The sequence below is a fragment of the Nonomuraea sp. GTA35 genome, from assembly GCF_041950525.1.
Taxonomy (GTDB): Bacteria; Actinomycetota; Actinomycetes; order Streptosporangiales; family Streptosporangiaceae; genus Nonomuraea.
In genome coordinates this window covers 811,617-833,550 of sequence record NZ_JBGNUV010000001.1, presented here as the reverse complement: position 1 = coordinate 833,550, position 21,934 = coordinate 811,617, and the positions used below count along the sequence as shown (strand labels likewise).

Genomic DNA, 21,934 nt, shown 5'->3' with positions numbered 1-21,934 from the left:
GAAGGGTAGAACATATCAGATCCGATCATGGAGTGGTGACGGCGGCCCCCGTGACCGAGGACGACCAGTACAGCGCCCCGGCCACCTGGGCGAACAGGCCCTTGGGATGGTTGCGGAACATCGGCTCGGTGCCGAACAGCACCACGGCCGCGCCCCGCTCGTCCCTGCCGCTCACCACGGCGGCCTGGCCTCTGGCCTGTTCCTGGCCGCCTCCCGAGCCGTCCTCCCTGGGCCGCCAGTGGCCCGCGACCAGCGGGCCGTCCGCCGCGTACGACTGCTCGACCGTGACCTCGGGCCCCAGGCCGGTGAACCAGAGCGGCGAGTACACGAACGAGTGGCCGGGCAGCCCGCTGTCGGCGGACACGGTGCGGACCACGCCGTTGCCGTCCGGGTTGCCGGCCACCGTGGTGGCGGTCAGCAGGCCGGCGGCGGCGTTGAAGGCGGCGCCCGTCCGGCCGCGGGTGATGACGCCGCCGGTGGCGAGGAACGCGTCGAGCGCCGTCCTGGCCGCCGCGTTGAGCGCCGCGTGGTTGAGGCCGCTGGAGACGTACAGGACGTCGGTGGCGCTCCAGTCGTAGCCGGCGTTCAGCACCGCGGTGGAGACCGGCGTGACGGGGAAGCCCAGCTCGCGCAGCGTGAACAGCTCGTCGGCGGACGCGGCGGCGGCGATGCGCACCCGGCCGAGGGGGACGCCGGTGGCCGTGCCCGCGGGGGTGAAGGCGACGCCGTAGCGGTCGGCCACCGTCCCGGCCGCCCGCCTGGCCGAGGCCGGGACGATCGCCGTGCCGTCGTCCCAGGTCACCGCGACGCCCTGGGCGAGCAGGTCGTTGAGCGCCCTGACCTCCTTGGCGTCGCCCACCTCCAGCGCGAGCGGGCCGGGGGTGCGCGGCACCGAGCCTGCCGGGGCGGCGGCCCTGACCGGCTCGGTACGCGCGCGCAGCGACTCGACCGGCTCCACCGTGGCGCCCCACAGCAGCGCGTGGCTCCAGCCGGAGATGTCGTACATGGCGCCGACCCTGGGCGAGATGTCCGCGCCCGGCTCCAGCATGACGTTGGCCAGGCCGCGCTTCGGCTGGCGCATGTCCACCACGTACGAGCCTGCCGGGTACGTCCTGCCGCCCGAGCGGAACGCCGACCTGGCCCGCTCGACCCGGACGTCGTTGGCGACCAGGTGGTCCACCAGGCGTGCGGCAGCGGTGGCCGAGCGCTGCCCGGACCCTGCCGGGATGACGTACGCGCGCGGGAACGTGGTGGTGTAGACGTCCTCGGGCCCGAAGCCCGGCACGATGCCGAGCGGCACGGCCTTCGCCGGCTCGCCCGCCGCGCCGCGCCGGAACACCTCGATCTGGTCGGCGATCAGCCGGTCATGCCGCGCCTGCACGAAGCCGTAGGTGGCGCGCACCGCCGCGGCGGCCACGTCGGTGTTGATGGCCGAGCGGCGGCGCAGCTCCTCCACCGGCTCGTTGCTGTAGGCGGGCTCGTTGACGTCGAGGGGGATCTCCACGGTGTGCGCGGCGACCGTGCCGTGGAACGGCGCGTACTGCGGGGTGAAGATGGGCGGCCAGTCGTCCCAGCCGTCCGCGGAGTCGCGGAACGGGATCTGCGCCGGCTCCACGCCGTCCTTGTCCGGGGTGTAGCCGAGCGCGTTGACCGCGGCCTCCATGCCGAGGCCGTTGGCGTAGGTGTTGGTGATGAACAGGTCGTACTCGTAGTTGGCGCCGTGCGGCGGGGTGGTCGGCTCGATGAGCGTGCCGTTGACGTAGCCGTGCAGGTCGACCAGGGCGACCGGCTGGGTGTCCATGATCGCCTGGCGCATGGCGCGCGCCTCGGGCTGGGAGGCGGTGACGAAGTCGCGGTTCAGGTCGAAGCCGGCGCCGTTCTGGCGCGCGCCGTTGACGCGTCCGTCGGGGTTGGCGGTGACGTTGAAGTACAGGCGGGTGCGGGCGAGCAGGCCCGCGACCGCCGGGTCCCTGCTGGTGGCGAGCTGCTCGATGGTGCGCAGGGACGCGTCGGTGCCCTCCCACTCGTTGCCGTGGATGTTGGCGTTGACGAAGACGGGCGCCTTGTACCGGGCGGCCAGCCCGCGCTCGCGGGCGGCTGCGGCCGGGTCGTTCTCGATGCGCTCGCGGATGCGCTCCTGCTCGCGCGCCCTGGCGGCGCTCTCCGGCTCGGTGACGGTGACGAGGTAGAGGTCGCGGCCCTGGTACGAGCGGCCGATGACCTCCACGCTCACCCGGTCGCTGCGCTGCTGCAGCTCGTTCAGCTTGGGCGCGATGCCGTGGTACGGCACCAGCCCCAGCTTGATCGAGGAGTCGGCCGGGTTCTCCGGCGGCAGCGGGAGCCTCGTCCGACGCGGGTAGCCGCGCTCGCGCGAGTGTCCGTACGGTTGCGCCTCGGGCATGGCCCTGGCGTCGAGGATGGCGGCCTGCTCGGGCACGCCCGCGGCGACCTCGTTCCGCTCGGGGCCGTTGCCGGAGTCCCGAACGGGGCCTCCGCCGGGGGACTGGGCGGCGCCGGCCTGGGGCGACGGCTGCGGGCCTGCCAGCGCGGCCGGTGCGGGGACGGCGAGGAGTGCGGCCGCGACGGTCACGGCCAGGAGGCGGCGCATCAACGCTCCCTGTAGTCGGCGGCGATCCCGATGAGCGAGATGAGGCCCGCGGCGAACTCCATCGCCTCCGCGTGGCCCTCCTCGAACGGCGGCTGGAAGCCCACGCCCTCCCAGGCGCGGGTCGCCGGGTTCCACAGGTCGGCGCCGACCTCGAAGTCCCAGCCGTAGATGCCGAAGTCGTACCAGAGCTCGTCGGCGGAGTTCCCGGCCGCCGAGTACAGCACGTCCGTCACCGGCCCGGTCTGCTGCGGCCAGATGACGGTGCCCCGCTCGGCGGCGATGGCCTGCTCGATCGTGCGGGCCGAGCGCAGGAAGTAGGCCAGCTCCTGCTGCGCGGGCCTGGGCAGGGTGACGCGGCCGTCGAGCTTGTACGCGCCCGGAGGCCACATGAAGAAGCCGCCGTAGCTGTGCACGTTCATGGCGAACTTGATGTTGCGGTACTTCTGCGCCAGCCAGATGACGTTGCGGCTCTCGGGCTCGGAGTGCTCGCCGGGGCCGGCGTACGTGCCGCTCTGGCAGTTGGCCGAGGCGCCGAAGTAGCCGTCGAACAGCGAGCCGGCGGCGTAGTTGCGGTTGACGTCCACGCCCCAGGTGTTGCGCAGCGCCGGGTCGGACTGCTGCGGCGGGCAGTGGTTCGTCATGTTCTTCCGCTGGGAGTTGAAGTCGTAGAAGCTGTAGTTCGCGCCGTCGGGGTTGACGGTCGGCACGATGAAGATGTCGGTGCGCTCCAGCAGCCGGCGCGTGGCCCTGTCACGGGCGTAGTTGCGCAGCAGCCGCTCGGCCGCCTCGATCGTGACCAGCGGCGTCACCCATTCCCTGGCGTGCTCCTGGGCGTAGGCGAGCACGCCGGTGCGCGAGCCGTCGCGGCGCTCGCCGATGCGCAGCGCGAGCACCGTCGCGGGCGCGCGGGAGACGTCGGCCGGGGCGTTGAGGAAGTCGTCGAGCTGGACCGGCGGCGCGGGCGCCATGACGCCCGCCCCCGGGTCGGTGCGGTAGAGGGCGGCCCTGACGGAGATGCCGGGCACGGCGTTGACGGCCGCGACGACCTGGGCGGCGGTGCTGGCCGGCGCGCCGGAGCCGTCGGTGGCCAGGCTGACGGTGATGAGCTTGCCGTTGACGGTGACCTGCAGCGGCCGGTCGGGCGTGCCCGGGGTGACCAGCTCGACGGACAGGTCGTTGCCGCCCTCGGAGCCGTACGCGGTCGAGGTGACGACGACGGCGGCGCCGGGCGGGGTGCCGATCAGCGCCTGGGCGTGCCTGCGGTACCCGTTCGTCCTGTACGGCAGCGCGATCAGGTCGGTGAGCTTGGGGAACTGCCGGTGCAGCGCCTTGATGCGCTCGTTGAGCTGGGCCGGCGGCATGTACTGGGTGACGAAGTCCTTCTGGTAGCCGCGGCCGGTGTGGTCGGGCCGCTCGCCGTCGGGCCATTCGCCGACGCGGGCCTCGGCCCTGCCGCCGCCGGTGGAGGTGACGGTGATCCGGTGCGGCCGGTCGTCCGCCGGGACGGGGGTGCTGAACTGGTGTCCCAGGTACGCGCCGGCGTCCACGTACGCGATCATCTCGGCCTGCCCGGTGGTGCCGCGCCTGCCCTGCCAGGTGACGGTGAGCGTGGCGGCCTGGGCGGCGCTGCTGCTGGCCTCGACGGACAGGAAGTACCCGTCGCGGGACCTGAACCAGACCGCCCGCTCGACCACGATCTGGTCCTGCTGCGTGGTGGCGGTGGTGGCCTTGCGGGCCGCCTGCGGCACGCTGCCGGACGCCCGGGTCACGCCCGCGGGCAGCGCGGCGAGCTGGCTCGGGGTGAGCACCGCGTCGATCCGGACGCTGCCGTCCGCCTGCGGGCGCACGCGTTCGGTGAGGTCGGCGCCGGAGGCGACGAGCCGCTCCATGGCGGCCGCGTCCGGCACGGACAGCGTGACCAGGGAGACCGGCTCCGGGTCGGCGGGTCCGGCGACCGCCGGGACCGATGGCGCAGGTGCCAGGAATGTCGTGACGACGGTCAGCAGAACGACCGCGGACGCCCGTAAGCCGTGCATGAGCCCCTCCAGGAAGATCCCTTCTGGGGCTCATTGAAAGCCGACAATCATCAACCGGCAAGACCCAGGAAATTCACAACCTCTCGGACAAAACGCTCCCTGCCGCGCTCGGCGCGGTCGAGATGCACGTAGTGCGTCGCCTCCGGCAGCTCCACGCTGCGCACCTCGCGGGCGTGCACGAGGTGCTCGCGCAGCCTCGTCACGTCCTCGCGGCGGCTCCAGAAGTCGCGCTGGCTGCGCACGATGAGCGTGCGGGCGGTGATCGTGCCGGCGTCCCAGAGCTGGCGGCCCGTGGCCAGGTAGAAGCTGTCCTCCATGGCGCCGGAGGGGGCGCGGAAGCTGGGCGGCGTACGGGTGCCGCTGGTGGGGTCGGAGGCCAGCGCGGCCTTGACGTAGGCGCCCACCACCGCCGGGTCGCGCCAGGCGGTCTTGTCCTCTGCCGGGATGCTGCTGTCCCACGACGGCAGGAGGCTGTCTCCGGTGGCCAGGCGGTAGGCGCCGTAGCGGGCGGCGTTGAAGCGGCCCGGGTGGGCCGGGTCCTCGGAGTCGCTGCCGCGGCCCAGGGTGGGGTGGCCGTCGACGGGGCCGTACAGGGTGTTGTAGAGGACGAGGTGGCTGACCCGGCCGGGGTCAGCGGCGGCGTACTGGCCCAGCCAGTGGGCTCCGGTCGCCCAGCCGAGCAGGGCCACCTTGCCCCTGGGGGCGATCCGGTCCACCACGGCGGCGATGTCGCGGACCACCTCGTCTGAGCGTACGGCGGGCCGGTTCTCCTGGGGCGGCCGGGACAGGGCCGGCGGGCGGGTGGAGGCGCCGTAGCCGCGGGCGTCCATGACGTAGACGCGGTGGCCGGCGCGGGCCAGGTCCTCGGCGAGCGAGCCGCCCGGGACGGGCAGGTCGAAGCTCGCCACGCCCGGGACGCGGGCGCCGTGCAGCAGCAGGACCGGCGGGCGCCCGCGCCCGGCACCCGGGGCGGTCACCTCGCGGACGGCGATCCGCACGCCGGGGTCGCTCGTGACGTGGAAGTCCGAGCGTTTCACCTGGTCGCGGGGCTCGGCCGTCAGGGAGACGGCGGTGACCAGGCTGATGACGGTGTTGAGGATCAGGCGCATGGGCCGATCCTGCCGCCGGCGGTGGCGGTGACCCGGGATTCATCTCCTCATCGCATGCGATTGATATGCGGAACCGACGTAATCGCGGGCGGCGCTCACGACGCGGTGACGTGCGGCACCGCGTCGTAGGCCGCCCAGTCGGCGCTGATCGCGCTCGCCGTCTTCAGCAGCAGCGGCAGGTGCTCCTCGGTGAGCTGCTCGATGGAGGTCTCGGCGGCGTGCGCGTTGACGTTCACCGCCGCGATGACGTTGCCGAGCCCGTCGCGCAGCGGGGCCGCCACCGACCGGATGCCCAGGGCGAGCTGCTCGTCGGTCACCGCCCACCCCTTGGCCCGCACCGTGCGCAGCGCCGCCTCGCGCTCCCTGGCGTCCGGCCGCCAGCGCGGCTCGATGCCGGAGCGGCTCGGCTCGGACAGCACCCGCTCCACCTCGGCCGGCGGCAGCGCGGCCAGCAGCACCTTGCCCAGGGACGTCTGCAGCGCCGGGAAGCGGGTGCCGATCTGCACCGACAGTGCGACGATCTTCGGGACGGAGACCCTGGCCACGTACACGATGTCGGAGCCGTCGAGCTGGGCGATCGAGGACGACTCGCGCGTCTGCGTGACCAGCCGCTCCAGGTGCGGGCGGGCCACCTCCCACAGGCCCATCGAGCGCACGTACGACACGCCCAGCTCCAGCACCCTCGGCGTGAGCGCGAACCCGCCCTGCTCCGGCCTGGCGTAACCCAGCTCCTGGAGGGTGAGCAGGATGCGCCGGGCCGTCGGGCGGGCCAGGCCGGCGGCCGTCGCCACCTCGGTCAGCGACATGACCGGGCGGCCCGGCTGGAAGGCCCTGATGACGTCGAGGCCGCGTGCCAGCGCCTCGATGAAGTCAGGTCCGGTCTCACCACGTGCCATGTACGCCCTCGCTCGCTTCTGGATCTGCTTGATCCGACTTTAGGGTCTCCTACAGGCGGTGGGTGGAGTCGCTGCGGTAGTCGGTGTAGGTGTACGGGTTGTCGAGGATCTTGGTGCTGGGGATGTCGGGGTTCATGCCCTTCTCCCAGGCCTCCTCCCCCATCTCCCCCTTGAGGTACTCGACCGTGCGCTCGGACTCGGCCCGCGCGGCGGCCAGGTCGATCCCGACCAGCCGGTGCTCGTGCTTGACGACCCGCCCGTTCACCAGCACGGTGTGCACGTCGCCGCGCTGCGCCTGGAACGCGACGTGCCCGAACGGGTTGAGCAGCGGGAACGACACGGGCGATGCGTCGTTCTTGATGAGCACGAGGTCCGCCTTCCGGCCGGGCGCGACGGTGCCGAGGTCGTCGCGGCCGATGGCGGCGGCGCCTCCCCGGGTGGCCCAGTCCACGACCTGGTCGGCGCGCAGCGCGCAGTGCGTGACCGTCTCGCTCTTGGCGTGCGCCTCCAGGTGCTCGCGGGAGCGGTCGGCGCCGAGCGTGGCGCGCATGGCGGAGAACAGGTCGCCGCTCCACCACACGCTGGTGTCCATGGACAGCGAGACCGGGATGCCGTGCGCGCGGACGGCCCAGGTGGGCGGGTAGCCCTGGCCCGCGCTCTGCTCGCTCTCCGTGGAGACCGAGATGGAGCCGCCGGTGGCCGCGATGCGGTGGTAGGAGTCGGCCGACAGCGAGGCGGCGTGCACGTAGACGGTGCCGGGGGTCATGAAGCCGTGCTCGTACATCAGCCGGATGCCGTCGTCGCCGGTGGCGCCCCACACGCCGGCGTGCGTGGTGACGGTCACGCCGAGGTCGCGGGCGACCTCGAAGGCGGGCTGCTCGGGGAAGGACGGGTCGCCGAGCACGTCGAAGGCCATCTGGAAGCCGAGCATGCCGTCGCCGGTGATCCTCCTGCGCACGAAGTCGCGGAACTCCGGCGCCGTCGCCCACTCGGCGGGCGGCTGCTGGATGTTGCCGTACGCGAGCACGTACCGGCCCGGCACCGACCGCAGCGCGTCGGCGGCGGCGTCGGCGTGGTCGGGGGTGCGCAGGCCGTGCGACCAGTCGACGACGGTGGTGACGCCGGCGTCGATAGCCTCGATCGCGGCCAGCGTGTTGCCGGCGTGCACGTCCTCGGGCCGGAACAGCTTGCCGTGCTCCAGGTAGAACCAGACGAAGTACTGGGTGAGCGTCCAGTCGGCGCCGTAGCCGCGCAGCGCGGTCTGCCACATGTGGCGGTGCGTGTCGATCATGCCGGGCATGACGATGCCGCCGGAGGCGTCGATCTCGGCGGCGCCCTCGGGGGCCTCCAGGCCGGGGCCGACGGCGGCGATCGTGTCCCCGGTGACGAGGACGTCCGTGTGGGGCAGCACGCGGCGGCCGTCCATGGGCAGCACGGTGCCGCCGCGCAGCACCAGGGGGCGTCCGGCCTCGAAGTCGTTCATGGCACGCTCCTCGTTTGCGAACGATTGTCCGCTCTACGGTCACCGTCACTGTGATGAGCCGGTGATGTGCTGTCAAGACGGTTGACGAGGGCGGCGGCACATGTTGTGATCACGTCGGCGGACATTCGTCCGTTACACGGACGCGAGGTGGAGCTGGATGACTGACGGGCCTTTGTCCGGCGTGCTGGTGGCCGACTTCTCCAGGATCCTGGCCGGGCCGTACGCCACGATGTTGCTCGCCGACCTGGGCGCCGACGTCGTCAAGGTGGAGGGGCCGCAGGGCGACGACACGCGGACGTGGACGCCGCCCGCGCGGGGCGAGGTGTCCACCTACTACCTCGGGGTCAACCGGGGCAAGCGGTCGATCGCGCTGGACCTGCGCGACGAGGGCGACGCGCGGCTGGCCAGGGAGCTGGCCCGGCGGGCCGACGTGCTGGTGGAGAACTTCCGGCCGGGCGGCCTGACCAGGTACGGGCTCGACTACGCGGCCGTCTCCTCCGGCAACCCCGGCGTGGTGTACGCGTCGATCAGCGGGTTCGGGTCGGGGGCCGGGGCGCGGGTGCCGGGTTACGACCTGATGGTGCAGGCCATGTCGGGGCTGATGAGCCTGACAGGGGAGCCGGACGGGCCGCCGTACCGGGCCGGGATCTCGGTGTTCGACGTGATGGCGGGCAACCACGCCGTCATCGGCGTGCTGGCCGCCCTGCGGCACCGCGACACGACCGGGCGGGGTCAGCACGTCGAGGTGAACCTGATGTCGTCCGCGCTGACGGGGCTGGTCAACCAGAGCTCCGCGTACGTGGCGGGGAACGTGGTGCCGTTCAGGATGGGGAACGCGCATCCGAGCGTCTTCCCGTACGAGCCGCTGCCCACCGCCGACCACGACCTGATCGTGGCCGCCGCCAACGACGGGCAGTTCAGGAAGTTGTGCGAGGTGCTCGGGATCCCCGAGGTGGCCGACGACCCGCGGTTCGCGCGCAACGCCGACCGTACGGCGCGGCGCGAGGAGCTGCGGCCGCTGCTCGTCGAGCGGCTGGTCACCCGGCCGGCGGACGAGTGGTTCGCCCTGCTGGTGGAGGCCGGGGTGCCGAGCGGGCCGATCAACACCATCGACGGCGGGTTCGCGGCGGCGGAGCGGTTCGGGCTGGAGCCGGTCGTGGTGGTGGGCGAGGGCGAGCGGGCGGTGCCGACGACGCGGCATCCGATCCGCTTCTCCGAGACGCCCGCCGGCTACGCGCTGCCGCCGCCCGAGCTGGACGAGCACGGCGCGGAGCTGCGCAAATGGCTGGAGGGCGGGACGCATGCCTGAGGACGCGGCGGGCGGACGGCCTCCTGCGGACGCTTCGGGCGGGCGGCAACCCGAGCACGCGGCAGGCGGGCGGCGGCCCGACGACGTGGCAGGCGGGCGGCGGCCCGAGGACGCGGCCGGTGTGCGGCGGCCCGAGTATCCGACCGCGCTCGGGGCGTCCTCCCGCAAGAAGATCACGCTGCTCGGGCAGGACCTGGCCGCGGACGTGATGGGCGAGGTGGGTTTCGGCGAGCTGGCGTTCTGGCTGGCCACGCAGCGCCGGCCCGCCCCCGGCGAGGTGCGGGTGTTCGAGGCCGTGCTGGCCGCGCTGGCCGATCACGGGTTCACGCCGACCGCGATCGTGACGCGGCTGACGTACCTGTCGGCGCCCGACTCCGTACAGGGAGCCCTGGCGGCCGGGCTGCTCGGCGGCGGCTCGCGCTTCCTCGGCGTCACCGAGGACTGCGGCCGGTTCCTGCACGAGATGATCGCCGGCCGCGACCCCCTGCCGTGCGACGACGCGGGCTGGGACGCGCTCGCCCTGGAGACCGTCCGGGCCCGGCGCGAGTCGGGGCTGCTCATCCCGGGGCTCGGCCACCACGTGCACAAGGACGGCGACCCGCGCACGCCGCGGCTGTTCGAGATCGCGGCCGAGGAAGGGCTGTTCGGGCCGCATCTGTCGCTGTTCGCGGCCATCGGACGGGTGCACCCGCGCGTGCTCGGCCGGACGCTGCCGCTGAACGGCGCCGGGGCCTGCGGGGCCGCGCTGGCCGACCTCGGGCTGCCGCTGGAGCTGCTGCGCGGGTTCGCGCTGCTGGCCAGGACCGCCGGGCTGATCGGGCAGCTCGCCGAGGAGCTGCGCCACCCGGTGGCCAACGAGATCTTCCTGTCCGTGGACCTGAACAACCGGTCCGTCCCGCCCGAGCCGTACCCCGATGGAGGCCCGCATGGCTGAGCTCGTCGATGGAGGTCCGCATGGCTGAGGTCGTCGCCGTCATCGCGTCCACGCACCACCCCTTCTACTACCGCGCCAGCACCGCGACCGGCGAGGACCGCCCGCCGTTCGCCGACGAGTGGGTGCGCAAGGTGATGGCGTTCCGGGAGACGCTGACCAGTGCCAGGCCGGACGTGCTGGTGATGGTCGGCTCCGACCACTTCCACCAGCTCTGGCTGGACAACATGCCGCAGTTCCTGATCGGCAAGGCGCCCTACTACGACGCGAACTTCTACAACGAGGAACGCGAGTTCGGGCTCCCCCGCATGGTGTGCCGGGGGCAGGAGGACCTGTCGGCGCACCTCCTGCGCGAGGGCCTGGACGCCGGGTTCGACCTGGCCTTCTCCAACGAGCTGCGGATCGACCACTCGATCACCTGCCCGATCATCACCCTGCGGCCGCAGAACGACCTGCCGATCGTGCCCGTCTACACCAACATCTTCGCCCCTCCCCTGCCGCGGCCGAAGCGGTTCGTGCAGCTCGGACGGACCATCAGGGAGCTGGTGGAGTCGTGGCCGTCCGAGCAGCGGGTCGCGATCATCGGCACCGGGCACCTGTCGCTCGAGCTCGGCGGGCCGCGCCAGTTCGGGCCGCACGGCCCCGACCCCGAGTTCGACCGCAAGGCCGTGGAGTGGATCTCCTCGGGGGACATCGAGAGCTGCCTGGCCGAGGTCACCCTCGACAGCCTGCACCTGCCGGGCAACGCCACCCACGGGTTCATGGACTTCATGCTCATGATGGGAGTGGCGGGCGACGGCCGTAAGGCCGACTACGTGGACACCTATGACCTGTTCCACACCATGGAGGCGTACTTCACCTGGTTCCCGGACGGAGGCGGCCGGTCGTGAGCAAGTACCTGCTGAACAAGTTCCTGTTCACCGTAGACCGCGATCCCGAGCTGGTGGAGCGCTACCGCGCCGAGCCGCGGGCCACGGTGGAGTGGTGGGAGTCCGCGTACGCGAACCGGATCCTGGGATGCCACGAGGGCGAGTCGTCCACGTGGCTGGGCTTCGACGACACCGAGCGGGAGGCGCTGGCCTCGCACGACTATCCGCGGCTGTTCGAGCTCGGGGCGCATCCGTTCCTGACGCTGACGCTGTTCATCGCGATGTTCGAGCGGGATCATCCGCCGCTGGGGTTCCAGACCGAGTACGCGCGACGGCTGGCGCACGTGCGGCTGCCGTACCCGGACATCGCCACCTGATGAACGACCACCCCGCCGACCACCCCGCCGACCCGCCCACTGACCCGCCTACCGACTCGCCCATCGGCCCGTCCCCTGGCCGGGCCGCCGGTCAGCCCGCCGGCCGGCGCTCCGGGCAGCCTCCCGGCCAGCGCTCCGGCCCGGCCTCGTGCACCGCTCCCGCCGCGGCGGTGATGGCTGCCGCCAGGATCGAGACCTGCGGGCAGCCGCCTGTCGCGGCCGGTCGGCCCTCCCCCGTGCCCGGCGCCGGTCGGGAGCGGACCGAGCCATGGGGCTGATCCGACGGTCAGTGCAGCGCGGCGGCGAGGGTGCGCCACTCCTTGCGCGGGAAGACGTCGGCATCGGCGGTGATCACCTGCACGCACACGTGATCGGCCCCGGCGGCGCGGTGCTCGTCCAGCCGTCGCAGGATCGCCTCCTCGTCCCCCCACGCGAACACGTCGTCGAACAGGCGGTCGCTCACCGAGGCCACCTCCTCGGGCGAGTAGCCGAGACGCAGCAGGTTGTTGGCGTAGTTCGGCAGGGCGAGGTAGCCCCGCAGCCAGCCGTCGCCGATCGCGCGCGCCTCCTCCCTGTCCGCGCACAGGATCACCGTCTGTTCCGGGAGCAGGAGCGGCCCCTCCCCCAGTGCCTCCCGCGCACGCCGGGTGTGCTCGGGGGTGACGAGGTAGGGGTGAGCGCCACGCGCCCGCTTGGCGGCCATGTCCAGCATCTTCGGGCCGAGCGCGGCCAGCACCCGGCTCTCGGCGGGAACCGGGTGATCCGCCCCGTCGAGCTCGTCGAGGAAGGCCGACATCGCCGCCAGCGGCTTGCGGTAGCGGCCCGGGTCCTGTTCGTTGTTGACCGCGACCGAGTGGCTCACGCCGATGCCCATCAGGAACCGGCCGTCGTGCTGCGCGGACAGCGACGCGAAGGAGGCGGCGACGCCGGCAGGGTCGTGCATCCAGAGGTTGAGAATGCCCGTGGCCACGACGATCTCGCGGGTCGCCGTCAGCAGGTTGCTGACCGCCTCGAAGATCGGCCCTCCGCCGTCCGGGAACCACAGGGCGCGAAATCCCAGCTCATCGAGCTCCGCGGCCGCGTCGGCGGCTTCGCCCGGATCGCCGTAACGCAGGTGGTGACTCCACACGCCCACACCGGAAAGATCCATGACAACCTCTCCCTCAGCCGGCACACGAGGTGACGGCCCAACCCTATCCATGAAGATCCCCTGCGCAGAAGCGGAGGGCTCTCCCCCGCGCGGGGGAGGTGTCTCCCCCGCGCACGGGAGTGCCGCCCGGCCGGCCGGTCCTACGGTCGGCGCCATGGTTGATTTCGATCGTCCGCGGCGCTGGCCGGCGTACGGGATGGCGCTGCTGCTGCTCGGGTATGCCGCGGGCAAGGCCGCCTTCGCCCTGCAGGCCCGGCTCGGGTTCCCCGGCGGGCCGCCGGTGCCGGCCGCCGAGGCCGCTGCCTACTTCCTGGATCCGGCGTTCGGGCAGTGGCTCGCGAGCGCGTCGGGGGTGCTGGGGGCGTGCGTCGCGCTGGCCACCGTCACGTCGCTCGGGCGCCGGGTGTCCAGGGCGCTGATGCTGGTCGTGCTGGCCGTGATGACGCTGGCCGTTCTCGGCGGCGGCGGGATCATGGTGCTGGACGGGTTCATCGGCATGGGGGTGGGATGGCGGTGGTACCACGGGATTCTCGGCCTCGTCGCGATCGCCTTGACCGTGGAGATGTCGCGGTCGTACCTGGTGGCGACGCGTCCGGCGCGGCGGCGCGGCGCCAGCGCGGTGTCTGGCGCCGGCGGGTGAAGCGGCCTTGGTAGCTGGTCGCCGCGCCGGCGAGGGCGGCGGCGCGGGTGGCTGGTCGCCGCGCCGGCGGGTGGGGCTCAGGTCTGGGCGAGCTGGGCCACTCCCGAGCGCGGCGACGACAGCACCGGGACGCCACCGCCCGCCTCCCCCACGATCCGGGCCATGGACGCCTGGGCCAGCACCACCACGTCCACCTTCGCCGCCAGCTCCCGGAACCCGTCGAGGACCAGCGTGTCGTGCCGGGCGGCGTCACCGGCCCGCAGCGCCTCGAACGCCCCCTCGCACAGCCGCGGCACGACCTCCCGTTCCGCCTCGCTCCGGGCTGCCGCCCGCTGGACCGCCCGGGTGGTGGGGCCGAGGGTGGTGGCGAGCGTGGCCAGCACGCCGATCCGGGCGCCTTCCCGTACGGCCTGCTCGGCCATCGGCTCGTCGATCCGCAGGATCGGCAGCGCGGCGAAGGGGCGCGCCCGCTCGGCCGCCTCGCCGATGGACGAGCAGGTCACCAGCAGCGTGCCCGCGCCGGACTCCTCGGCGTAGGCCGCGTACGCCACCACCCGGCGCAGCACGTGCGGCGGCGGGCCGCCGGCGGCGATGGTGTCCTGGAGCAGGCTCTCGTCCACGAAGTGCAGGATCCGGGCGTCCGGCCGCACCTCGGCGGCCAGCCCGGCGAGGGGGGCGGCGAGCGCCGGCACGGTGTGCAGCATCGCGATCGTCACGCCGGCGCCCCCCTCAGGCCGATCCGCGCCCGCCGCCAACCGGCTCGCCGGGCGCTCCGAACCCGTCTCGGGGCGGCTCATCGGGCGGTCCAGGGGCGGGCGTGCTCGTCCACGATCGCCGCCAGCCCCTGCAGGCGGGGCACGGAACGGGAGCGCAGCTCGGCGGCCACGTCCTCGGATCCGACCACGTCGCTCCAGATGGCCCGCCCGGCCAGCATGCCCGACGCCCCGGCCCGGCAGGCGGCCCGTACGGCGGCGGGGAAGTCGTCGCGCTCCACGCCCTGGGAGAGCACGACCCAGGGAACGGGGATCACCTCGTCGAGCCGCGCGCACTCCTCGGCCAGCCGCTCTTCCGGCGCCGCCCCGCCCAGCGGGACCTGCGCCTTGTACAGGCTCGGCCGCAGCCCGGCCAGTTCCCCGGCCGCCTCGCGGATCGCGGCGGGCCCGTCGAATCCGGTGGCTCCGGCGGCCGGCTTGGCGACGCCTTCGAGGACCGACAGCAGCCCGGCGTCCGCGCACCGCCGCACGAACTCGGCGGCGATCTCCAGCCGCCGCCCCCGCCGCTCGTCGTCACGCCAGATGAGCAGCAGCTTGGCCGCCACGGCTCCGGCCTCCCTGGCGGCGGCCAGGTCGACCCGCTCGTCGATCCCGGTGTCCTCCACCGGCCCGTCAGGCTCCTGGCGCAGGCTGTCCACGGCGACGATCAGCCCGCCTGGCACCATCCGCTCGGCGGCCACCTGCCCGAACCCGTAGTCCTGGTCGATGAGGAACCCGGACGCGTACGGCCCCACCTCCCGCGCCACCGCCAGCTTGAACGACGTCAGCCGGTCGTCCCCCACCCGCTCCCCGAGGGCCGCCGTGAACATCTGCCTGAGGCTCTCCCGCTGGTCCATCGCCACCATCGCGAACCCGCCGGACGGGCGGGCCAGCAGGTCGAGCGTCGGTGTGGTGGTCTGCTGGGCGGTCATGCGTGCTCCTGTCGTCGCGGTGCTCGGGCTGAGGTGCGAAATCGGTCGTAGAGGGGCAGGTAGGCGGCCTGGAGCTCGGGGTCGGGTGGCAACCGTTCCGCGGGCAGCACGGGTACGTCGTCCAGCGAGCCGCCCGCCTGCCCGGCGATGAGCGCGGCTCCCGCGCAGACGGCGTCGTCGGCCCGCACCACGTGGACGGGCACGGGCGAGACGGCCGCCTTGACCTGCATCCAGAGCGGGATCCTGACCTGGCCGCCGAAGACGGCCAGGCGCTGGGGGGCGGTGCCGGTCAGGGCGGTGAGCTCGTCGAGGGTCCAGCGGGTGTGCAGGCAGGTGCCCTCGATGGCGGCCGCGAGCAGGTCGCCGGCGCCGTGCCCGGCCGCGATCCCGGACCAGGTCATCCGCCGGTCCCGGTCGGGCGCGGGGGCCATGCGGCCGCGCAGGTACGGCTCGACGACGATCCCGGTCGGCAACCGCACGTCCGCCAGCAGCCCGGGCAGCGCCGCATACCCACCGTTCCCGCTCTCGCCCCGGACGTCATCGCCCCCGGACCCGCCACCCGCGCCCACGCCAACGGCGCCCGCCGACGCGGCGAGGGCAGCGGGAGTAGCCATGGTGACGGAGGTACCGAGTGGTGCAGTGGCCGGCGTGGCGTTGGCGGCGGGGGCGAACAGGCCGAGCAGCCAGTCCACCACCGCGCCGCTCGTCGCCAGCCCGCCCACCAGCACCGTGCGGGCCCCGTCCAGCGACGGATCCGCCGTCACCCCCAGTGCCGGCCCCGCACCCGGATCGGGCCGCTCCGCCGTCGGCATGATCACCGCCTCGGCCGTCCCCAGCGAGTCCGCCACGTCCCCCGGCCGCCGTATCCCTGCCGCCCACGCCCCCACCGCGTGATCGTGTCCCGCGATCAGCACCGGCGTGCCGGGCGGCACGCCGCTGATGCGCGCCACCACCCCGCCGACCGGCTCCACCGCCGGTTGGACGGCGGGCAGCCGCGCGCCGCTCAGGCCGGCCAGGGCGAGCAGCTCCGCGTCGTACTCGCCGAGCTCGACGTGGTAGCCCAGCGTGCGCGCCGCCAGCGTGGCATGCGTGCGCAGCACCCCCGTGAGCGCATACGCCACCGCGTCGGGCACGCTCGCCCACCACCGCATCGACCGGAGCACCTCCGGCGCCTGGCCCCGCAGCCACAGCCACTTGGCCAGCGGCGCCTTGGCGTCGGCCCACCGCCCGGTCCGCGCGTACAGGGTCCTGGCGTCCAGGTCGAGCCCCGCGATCTCCGCCGCGCCCCGGGGATCGTTCCACCACAGCAGCGGGGTGAGCGCGCGCCCGGACGCGTCGAGCGGCACGCCGGTCTCGGCCATGCCGGCGATCCCGATCGCCGCGGGCGCCCGCCCCGCCCGCTCCACGCACTCCTCGAGCCCCTGCGCCACGGCGGCCACGAGGGCGGGCAGGTCGCGGGGCGTGGCCCGGCGCACGGCGGCCACGCTGCCGCCCCGCTCGTCGAAGAAGCCCACCTTGACGTGGGTGGTGCCCACGTCGATCCCGGCGGTCAGTGCCCGCGGAGTCCCCGGCGTCATGTTGTCACTATAAGTCCAAAAGTTGGCGTAAATCTGCCAACCTTTGAGCCATAATGCTCACATGAGCAGCGAAGGCATCCTCCGCTACACCTCGGCCCCGCACCGCCGCGAGGCGATCCTGCGCCGCGTCGAGCTGGACGGGTACGTCGCCGCCGCAGACCTGGTCACCGACCTGGGCGTCTCCCCCAACACCGTCCGCCGCGACCTGCGCAGGCTGGCCGAGGACGGCCTGATCAGGGCCGTACGCGGCGGTGCCACGGGGGCGGACGCGACCGCCCCGCCCTTCGCCGACCGCTCCGCCCAGGCCGCCGCCGCCAAGCGCGCGATCGCGGCCGCGGCCGTCGAGCACGTCGAGCCGGGCACGGCCGTGGCGCTCGACTCGGGCACCACGACCCTGGAGATCGCCAAGCTGCTGCCCGCCGACGCCGGCCTCACGGTGATCACCCACTCGCTGCCCGCCATCGCCGTGCTGGCCCCCCGGCCGGACATCACGCTCATCGGCATCGGCGGCCAGTACGGCAGGGACACGCGCTCCTTCGGCGGGCCCGAGACCCTGGCGGCACTGGAGCACCTGAGCGTGCGCACGCTGTTCCTGGCCGCCACCGCGCTCGACGGCTCGGGCGTGTACGGGGCGACGCCGTACGAGGCCGAGACCAAGCGCCGCCTCATCTCCATCGCCCGCAGGACGGTCGTCGTGGGCGACGCGCGCAAGTTCGCGCTGAGCGCCCCCATCCGGGTGTGCGGCTGGGAGGCGGCCGAGCGCCTGGTGACGGACGGCGTCCCGGCGGGCTTCGCGGGCGTCAGGGTGCAGCTCGCGCCACAGGCCGGCCTGTGAGCGCTCACACGGGCTGACGCGGGCAACGCCGTCCCGGCGCGCCCGTGAACGCCGCAAGAGCGATCGCCTTTTCCCATAACGCATTCAATTCGGCCCCGCGAGAGGCGCGGCTCATTTCTGAATGCCAGGAAATCAGCAGGAAACAGGTCCTTGACAAACCTCACAGGCGGCCAATACTCTCCAGCCAAAATTTAATCGATTCAATCAGCGGAGCTCGTCACATGAGACCCCCCAGCAGCATCCGCCGCGCGTTAGCCTCGGGCCTGGCCGCCCTGCTCTGCCTGCCGCTCACGGCCCTGCCCGCGTCAGCCGACGCCGCGGGCGGCCACCGTGACGGCATCAGGCTCGAGCACCTCGACCGCGGCCTGGTCGCGGCCTCCACCAGCGAAGGCGTCTTCCTGAGCTGGCGTCTTCTCGGCGACGAGGTGACCGGCGCCGGCGCCACGGGCATGACGGGCGCCGACTTCCGCGTCTACCGCGACGGCCGCCCGATCGCCACGGTGACCGACAGCACCAACTACCGCGATCCCGCCGGCACGGCCGCCTCCGAGTACCGGGTCGCCCCGATCGTCAAGGGCCGTGAGGGCCGCCGCAGCGCCGTGGCGAAGCCTTGGCTTAAAACGTTTCATGACCTTCCGCTGAAGAAGCCGGCCGACGGGGTGACCCCGATGGGCGAGGCCTACACGTACGCGGCCAACGACCTGAGCGTGGGCGACGTGGACGGCGACGGCCAGTACGAGTACGTGGTCAAGTGGGACCCGTCGAACTCCAAGGACGTCTCGCAGCGCGGCTACACCGGCAACACGTACCTGGACACCTACGAGCTGGACGGCACCCTGCGCTGGCGGCTCGACCTGGGCGTGAACATCCGCTCCGGCGCCCACTACACGCAGTTCCTGGTCTACGACTTCGACGGCGACGGCCGCTCGGAGACGATGCTCAAGACCGCCCCCGGCACGAAGATCATCCGCTACGGCACCGACGGCCGGGTGGTGTCCGAGCGGTACGTCACGATGCCGCGCGAAGACCTCAAGGCCGGATACGCCAACACCGACGACTATCGAAAGAGTGCCGCAGACTATTTCGACCACGTTGTTGAAATGTTCGCGAAATGGCACGAGCACCCGGAGGTCGTCGCCGGGCGCTGGCCGGCCACGCTGGAAGAGGCGTTCGGCATCGAGAAGAAGTACGCCTACCCGCTCTCGCACGCCGACGCGACCGAGCTGGCGAACTACTTCATCGACGTCTACGCGCCGAGCCGCAGCGGCAACAACCGGCTGCGGGAGTTCAACGGGTTCGTCCTGACCGGCCCCGAGTACCTGTCGGTGTTCGACGGCGCCACCGGGCGCGAGCTGCAGACGATCCACTACAAGCCCGGACGGGGCGACGACGGCCTGCTGTGGGGCGACTACGCGATGGCCAGGGTCGAGCCCGGCAACCGGGTGGACCGCTTCCTGTCCTCGGTCGCCTACCTCGACGGCAAGCGGCCCTCGGCGATCTTCGCGCGCGGCTACTACACCCGTACCACCCTGGTCGCCTACGACTGGAACGGCAGGCGGCTCAAGGAGCGCTGGTACGTCGACAGCGGCCACGCCCCGATGTCCAACCCGTTCAACTCCGGACCGCACGGCGTGGACGGGACCGACCCCGAGTACGCCAAGCTCACCACCCAGGGCTTCCACTCGATGAGCGTCGCCGACGTGGACGCCGACGGCAAGCAGGAGATCGTCTACGGCGCCGCCACCATCGACGACGACGGCGACCTGCTGTACTCCTCCTTCGCCGAGGGCCCGCCGACCGGCAACTTCCCCGGCCAGTCCATCCGCCTCGGCCACGGCGACGCCATGCACGTCGGCGACTTCGACCCCGACCGGCCCGGCCTGGAGATCTGGACGGTGCACGAGGGCGGCCGCTCGGCCCCGTACGGCTGGGCGCTGCGCGACGCGGCCACCGGCCAGGTCATCCACGGCGGCTACAGCGGCGTGGACACCGGCCGCGGCATGGCCGGCGACATCGACCCCGCCGTCCGCGGTGTCGAGAGCTGGTCGTCGATGCCGCCCGACCAGGCCGTCCAGGCGGGCCTGTGGTCGGCGCGCGGCGAGTACCTGGGCCGCGACGCGCCCGGCACGAACATGAGCATCCGCTGGGCCGCCGACATGACCACCCAGCTCGTCAACGGCACCGCCACCACCGTCCTGCAGACGCCGACCATCGACGACCACAGGCGCGGCACGCTGCTGACGGCCGAGGGCACGCTGACCAACAACTGGACCAAGGGCAACCCCGGCCTGGTGGCCGACGTGTTCGGCGACTGGCGCGAGGAACTGCTGGTCCGGACGGCCGACAGCAGCGCGGTCCGGGTGTATCTCAGCACCGAGCTGACCGACCGCAAGCTGTACACGCTGATGCACGACCCGCAGTACCGGGTCGAGGTGGCCCGCCAGCAGACGGCCTACAACCAGCCCGCCTACCCGAGCTTCTACTTCGGCTCGGACATCGACTGGTCGAAGGTCCCCGTGCCCGGCCGCAGGTGACCCGGAGGGAGGGGCCGGCTCACGGGCCGGCCCCTCCCGAGGGCCGGCGCAGGCGTGGCCGCGTGTCAGCCGGCCACGCCGCCGGCGAACGGCATCGTCCGCCACTGGTCCACGGCCGGCTTCACGTACTCCGCCAGCACGGGCAGTTGCGGCACGAGCGCGTGGACGGCGACGACCCGCAGCATGCCGACGGCGTTCACGAAGGCCATGACGTCCTGGTTCAGCGGCCTCATGCCGTTGCGCTCGGCGCCGCGGTTGTAGGCGGACTCGCACTCGGCCCCCAGAGCGGCCAGGTCCCACTCGACGGGGCCCAGCGTGACCAGCTCGAAGTCGGAGTAGAGGTCACCGTCCACCCCGGCGAAGATGTTCGCGGGCGGGGAGTCGCCGTGGACGGGCTGGAGGTCGATCCCCGGGAAAGCGTTCTCGAACGCGGCGCGTGAGCGGACGAGAGGCTCCAGGACCTGCCACTCGCGGCGCGCGCGGTCCAGGTCGGCCGGATCGACGAGGCCGGGGTGCTCTTCGAGCAGGGCAAGGCTCTCCGTGACGAAGTGCGGCTCCGCCGCGGACAGGAACTCCAGCTCGCCCGGGTAGGCGCGCATCGCGGCGTGCAGATCGGCGACGCTCTCCGCGTTCGCCGCGTAGTCGGGCTCCTTGTCCTGCTTCTCCTCGACGAACTGCCAGAACGTCATCGAGAAGCCGTCACGCTGGACAGGCTCCCGCGGCACCAGCGGGCTGGGCGGGATCACGGGGGTTCCCCGGTCCGCCAGCCACTGGGACACCTCCAGCTCCGCCTGCTGGCGGCGGGCCAGGAAGGCGAGGTCCGTCCGGGGCGGCAGGACGGTGGGGACCCGGGCCACGACCGGTGCGGGCGCGAGGTGGACGACGACGGAGAACAGGTCATGGAGCACCCTGGCGCCGGTCACGGTGAGGCCGAGGTCGCGGCCCGCTGCGACGGCGGCGTCGAGCGCGGCGGCGGTGCGGCCGGCGAGGTGCGACGGTGTCAGGAAGTCGGTCATCATCCGATCGTTCCACAGAGCCCGACGTGCGATGACGGCTCACACGCCCGCGGGCGACGGACGCGCGAAGAGGGCGCCCCCCGAACGGGGAGCGCCCTCTTCGTCAACGTCAGTGGCCGGCGTTCTTGACCGACACCTGCTGGGTCATGGTGCTGTTGTCCTTCTCGGACCAGGCGCCGGTGGAGAAGGCCACCGGGAAGCTCTTCTTGCCGACACCGTCGCCCCACTTGGTCACGACATAGTCGATCTTGATGTGGCCCTCGCCGCCGACGCCGTCCACGCCCAGGGTGTCCGGGTTGAACGTGCCGCCGGTCAGCTCGGCGAAGGTCTTGGCGTCCAGGTCGAGCATGACCCCGCGGTTCGAGGGGTCGCCGGGGCCGCGGTCACCCACGAAGAAGGGCATCTTCTTGCCCTTGTAGATTACGTAGCCCTCGGTCATGAGCGGCCAGCTCGGGCTGGCGACCAGACCCTTCTGCATGGGCTTGCCGGCGGCCGGGAGGCCGGTGTCACCGGCGCGGCCCGAGGCGTCGTCCCAGAAGTAGGAGGCAGTGGTCGAGCCCTTCAGCAGGCCCTTGTTCTGGTCGGTGTGGCCAGAGTCGGCGTGCGCCGCGGTCGAGCCAATGGTCAGCGCCGTGGCAGCGGAGGCGGCGAGCATGGCAATGGCACGCAGGCGAGCAGACATAGTAAAATAAGGTCCTTTGTTAGGGGACGGGACATGCGCTCGCTGGACGGACGTAGCCGGGCAGCACGCCGTACGGTCGCTACGTGGAGCGCAGGAGAATCCATGGATCAGGATTCGGGACCCGGGAGGCCTGGCCTTCCTTCCAGAGGTAAGGCGAAGGTCACTCGCCGGTAACAGGTACTAAGTTACCTACTCAAA

General features: G+C 72.8%; 19 protein-coding genes. 8 read left to right on the top strand and 11 right to left on the bottom strand.

What is annotated here, in order from left to right; genetic code table 11:
- Nucleotides 1–25: 25 nt before the first annotated feature.
- The 5 genes from ACBJ32_RS03685 to ACBJ32_RS03665 form a co-directional block, all read right to left on the bottom strand.
- Complete coding sequence (locus ACBJ32_RS03685; protein WP_375125408.1) at nucleotides 26–2,608, bottom strand: M14 family zinc carboxypeptidase; 2,583 nt, start codon at nucleotides 2,606–2,608, stop codon at nucleotides 26–28.
- Nucleotides 2,608–4,644 carry a M14 family zinc carboxypeptidase gene (locus ACBJ32_RS03680; RefSeq protein WP_375125407.1) on the bottom strand — a complete coding sequence of 679 codons (2,037 nt, stop codon included), beginning with the start codon at nucleotides 4,642–4,644 and terminating at the stop codon, nucleotides 2,608–2,610. Before ACBJ32_RS03680 ends, ACBJ32_RS03685 begins: the two co-directional genes overlap by 1 nt.
- A gap of 50 nt (nucleotides 4,645–4,694) precedes the next feature.
- Nucleotides 4,695–5,753, bottom strand: coding sequence for an alpha/beta hydrolase (locus tag ACBJ32_RS03675; RefSeq protein WP_375125406.1), 1,059 nt, complete (start codon nucleotides 5,751–5,753; stop codon nucleotides 4,695–4,697).
- Between the two features lie 95 nt (nucleotides 5,754–5,848).
- Nucleotides 5,849–6,649, bottom strand: a complete 801-nt coding sequence (locus ACBJ32_RS03670; RefSeq protein WP_375125405.1) for an IclR family transcriptional regulator C-terminal domain-containing protein — start codon at nucleotides 6,647–6,649, stop codon at nucleotides 5,849–5,851.
- Nucleotides 6,650–6,698: 49 nt separating this feature from the next.
- A complete protein-coding gene (locus ACBJ32_RS03665) occupies nucleotides 6,699–8,132 on the bottom strand; it encodes an amidohydrolase family protein (RefSeq protein WP_375125404.1) in 1,434 nt (477 codons plus the stop codon).
- Nucleotides 8,133–8,289: 157 nt separating this feature from the next.
- Between ACBJ32_RS03665 and ACBJ32_RS03660 the strand changes: the two genes are divergently transcribed.
- From ACBJ32_RS03660 to ACBJ32_RS03640, 5 genes are read left to right on the top strand one after another with little or no spacing between them, the layout of a single operon-like run.
- Nucleotides 8,290–9,441, top strand: coding sequence for a CaiB/BaiF CoA transferase family protein (locus ACBJ32_RS03660; protein ID WP_375125403.1), 1,152 nt, complete (start codon nucleotides 8,290–8,292; stop codon nucleotides 9,439–9,441).
- Entirely contained in the window at nucleotides 9,434–10,375 is a 942-nt protein-coding gene (locus ACBJ32_RS03655) for a citryl-CoA lyase (protein ID WP_375125402.1), read from the top strand. Before ACBJ32_RS03660 ends, ACBJ32_RS03655 begins: the two co-directional genes overlap by 8 nt.
- Before the next feature lie 20 nt (nucleotides 10,376–10,395).
- A complete protein-coding gene (locus ACBJ32_RS03650) occupies nucleotides 10,396–11,262 on the top strand; it encodes an extradiol ring-cleavage dioxygenase (RefSeq protein WP_357878845.1) in 867 nt (288 codons plus the stop codon).
- Nucleotides 11,259–11,618: a hypothetical protein gene (locus ACBJ32_RS03645; protein WP_375125401.1), complete on the top strand. Its 360-nt coding sequence runs from the start codon at nucleotides 11,259–11,261 to the stop codon at nucleotides 11,616–11,618. Before ACBJ32_RS03650 ends, ACBJ32_RS03645 begins: the two co-directional genes overlap by 4 nt.
- Nucleotides 11,618–11,896 carry a hypothetical protein gene (locus tag ACBJ32_RS03640; protein WP_375125400.1) on the top strand — a complete coding sequence of 93 codons (279 nt, stop codon included), beginning with the start codon at nucleotides 11,618–11,620 and terminating at the stop codon, nucleotides 11,894–11,896. Before ACBJ32_RS03645 ends, ACBJ32_RS03640 begins: the two co-directional genes overlap by 1 nt.
- 8 nt (nucleotides 11,897–11,904) lie before the next feature.
- Here the strand turns inward: ACBJ32_RS03640 and ACBJ32_RS03635 are convergent, their stop codons facing one another.
- Nucleotides 11,905–12,768: an LLM class F420-dependent oxidoreductase gene (locus tag ACBJ32_RS03635; protein ID WP_375125399.1), complete on the bottom strand. Its 864-nt coding sequence runs from the start codon at nucleotides 12,766–12,768 to the stop codon at nucleotides 11,905–11,907.
- A 154-nt stretch (nucleotides 12,769–12,922) separates the two neighbouring features.
- Between ACBJ32_RS03635 and ACBJ32_RS03630 the strand changes: the two genes are divergently transcribed.
- Nucleotides 12,923–13,408, top strand: a complete 486-nt coding sequence (locus tag ACBJ32_RS03630; protein WP_375125398.1) for a hypothetical protein — start codon at nucleotides 12,923–12,925, stop codon at nucleotides 13,406–13,408.
- 77 nt (nucleotides 13,409–13,485) lie between these two features.
- Here the strand turns inward: ACBJ32_RS03630 and ACBJ32_RS03625 are convergent, their stop codons facing one another.
- The 3 genes from ACBJ32_RS03625 to ACBJ32_RS03615 form a co-directional block, all read right to left on the bottom strand.
- Nucleotides 13,486–14,124: an aspartate/glutamate racemase family protein gene (locus ACBJ32_RS03625; RefSeq protein WP_375125397.1), complete on the bottom strand. Its 639-nt coding sequence runs from the start codon at nucleotides 14,122–14,124 to the stop codon at nucleotides 13,486–13,488.
- 77 nt (nucleotides 14,125–14,201) lie between these two features.
- Nucleotides 14,202–15,092, bottom strand: coding sequence for a hypothetical protein (locus ACBJ32_RS03620; protein ID WP_375125396.1), 891 nt, complete (start codon nucleotides 15,090–15,092; stop codon nucleotides 14,202–14,204).
- Entirely contained in the window at nucleotides 15,089–16,669 is a 1,581-nt protein-coding gene (locus ACBJ32_RS03615; protein ID WP_375125395.1) for an L-fuculokinase, read from the bottom strand. Before ACBJ32_RS03615 ends, ACBJ32_RS03620 begins: the two co-directional genes overlap by 4 nt.
- Before the next feature lie 61 nt (nucleotides 16,670–16,730).
- Here ACBJ32_RS03615 and ACBJ32_RS03610 point away from each other — a divergent pair, with 61 nt between their 5' ends.
- Nucleotides 16,731–17,504 (top strand): DeoR/GlpR family DNA-binding transcription regulator, encoded by a 774-nt coding sequence (locus ACBJ32_RS03610; protein WP_375125394.1) that lies wholly within the window; start codon nucleotides 16,731–16,733, stop codon nucleotides 17,502–17,504.
- 221 nt (nucleotides 17,505–17,725) lie between these two features.
- Nucleotides 17,726–20,038, top strand: coding sequence for a rhamnogalacturonan lyase (locus ACBJ32_RS03605; protein ID WP_375125393.1), 2,313 nt, complete (start codon nucleotides 17,726–17,728; stop codon nucleotides 20,036–20,038).
- Between the two features lie 65 nt (nucleotides 20,039–20,103).
- Here the strand turns inward: ACBJ32_RS03605 and ACBJ32_RS03600 are convergent, their stop codons facing one another.
- Together ACBJ32_RS03600 and ACBJ32_RS03595 are read right to left on the bottom strand one after the other, a co-directional pair.
- On the bottom strand, nucleotides 20,104–21,054 hold the full coding sequence (locus ACBJ32_RS03600; protein ID WP_375125966.1) for a phosphotransferase family protein: 951 nt from the start codon (nucleotides 21,052–21,054) through the stop codon (nucleotides 20,104–20,106).
- Nucleotides 21,055–21,163: 109 nt separating this feature from the next.
- Complete coding sequence (locus ACBJ32_RS03595; protein WP_375125392.1) at nucleotides 21,164–21,736, bottom strand: hypothetical protein; 573 nt, start codon at nucleotides 21,734–21,736, stop codon at nucleotides 21,164–21,166.
- Nucleotides 21,737–21,934: the final 198 nt, after the last annotated feature.